The organism is Thermodesulfobacteriota bacterium, from assembly GCA_040756475.1.
Classification (GTDB): Bacteria; Desulfobacterota; Deferrisomatia; order Deferrisomatales; family JACRMM01; genus JBFLZB01.
In genome coordinates this window covers 1-1579 of record JBFLZB010000366.1, presented here as the reverse complement: position 1 = coordinate 1579, position 1579 = coordinate 1, and the positions used below count along the sequence as shown (strand labels likewise).

The 1579-nt window shown below is 75.3% G+C and carries 3 protein-coding genes; all 3 read right to left on the bottom strand.

Annotated elements, in window-relative coordinates:
- Positions 1–136 precede the first annotated feature (136 nt).
- Entirely contained in the window at positions 137–283 is a 147-nt protein-coding gene (locus AB1578_23785; GenBank protein ID MEW6490919.1) for a hypothetical protein, read from the bottom strand.
- A complete protein-coding gene (locus AB1578_23780; protein MEW6490918.1) occupies positions 280–870 on the bottom strand; it encodes a phenylalanine--tRNA ligase beta subunit-related protein in 591 nt (196 codons plus the stop codon). The genes AB1578_23785 and AB1578_23780 overlap by 4 nt, the downstream gene beginning before the upstream one ends.
- A gap of 11 nt (positions 871–881) precedes the next feature.
- The coding region (locus AB1578_23775; protein ID MEW6490917.1) for an SDR family oxidoreductase at positions 882–1579 on the bottom strand (698 nt) is incomplete at its 5' end.

Below are 1579 nucleotides of genomic sequence, written 5' to 3'. Positions count from 1 at the left end.
GGGGAACCCCCTCGGGTCCATGGGCAACCCGTTCACCTGGGCGGCCAACCCCAGCGCGAGTCGGGCGGGCGCCCCGGGCCGTGGCCCGTGGCGCCGAAGCGGCCTCGCCCGGCCGGCGTTTGGCGCCCCCAAGGTCCTATTTCTCGCGAAATTCCGGGCACGCCGAAGACAGGAGCCGAGCCTGGACCGCCCCCCCGGCGTGGCGCCCCAAGAGCGCCTCCAGGTCCCCCAGGGCGGCGGCCACGTCCGCCTCGGCGGCCTCGTGGTGGCCCTCCACCGTCACCAGGACCTCCCGTGTGTCTTCCCGAACGCCGCTCGGGGCGCTCTGGCGCCAGCACCACCGCCGGGCGTGCACCTGCCCGGCGTCGTCGACGAAGACAACCTCCCCGGGCTCGGGGGGCTCGGCTCCTGGGCGTCGAGCTCCACGAAGGGCTCACCCCCTGCCGCGAAGCGCACGGTAACCGCCCCGGCCACGCCCCGGGCGTCGAGCACCGCCACCGGGAGGGCGTAGCGGATGCTCACAAGGTTGCCCAGGTCCGTGAGAAGGTTCACCGGGGGGACCTCCCCCTTCTTGGTCAAGCGGCGCAGGAGGGCTTCGGCGGCGCTCCGGTACTGGGTGGGCTTGACCCCGAAGGCCGCGAAGGTCCGTCGCCAGGCGGCGAGGCTCGAAAGCTCCGAGAGCGGCGTCTCCCCCAGGCGCCGCCGCACCGCCTCCTGCTCGGCCCGGAAGGCCTGGGCGAGCTCCGGCGGCGCGGGGCCGTTTCCCACGCCCCGGGCCAGGAGCACGCCGCCCCGCAGCCCCGGGAAGCGGGAGAGCACCTCCGGGGCGTAGCGGAAACGCACGGTGCCGGGGGAGTCGCGCAAGGCCATGGTCCGCCTCCTCAGACGTACAACATCTTCCGGGTCATCCCCCCGTCCACGACGAAGTTTGCCCCGGTGACGAAGCCGGCCTCGGGAGAGAGGAGGAAGGCCGCCAGGGCCGCCACGTCCTCGGGCCGGCCCACCCTCCCGGCGGGGTGCTGGGCGTGGTCCTCGGGGGAGAGGCGGGGCTCCCGGCGGGCGGAGCGCTTCTTCCACGGCCCCACCTCGATCCAGCCCGGGCTCACGCAGTTGACCCGGACCTCGGGGGCCAGGGTGGCGGCCAGGGCGTGGGTGAGTGCGACGAGCCCGCCCTTGGAGGCGGAGTACGCCTCGGTGCGGGGCTCCGACATGAGGGCGCGGGTGCTCGCCACGTTGACCAGGGCACCCCGGGCGGCGCGCAGGTGGGGGGCGGCGTGCTTGGCGCAGAGGAAGGGGCCGGTGAGGTTCACGGCGAGCACCCGGTTCCAGTCCGCCAGGGAGAGCTCCTCCAGGGGGGGGCCGTGGGCCTTGGCGATGCCCGCGTTGTTGACCAGGGCGTCGAGGCGCCCGAAGGTTGCCGCCGCCTCGGCGACCGCCGCCAGGACCTGCCCCTCGTCGGCCACGTCGGCCTCGAGGAACCGCACGGACCCTAGGGCAGCGAGGTCGGCGGCCGCCTCCACCCCGGCCTCCCGGTCCACGTCGACGAGGCTCACGGCGAAGCCGTCCCGGAGGAGGCGCT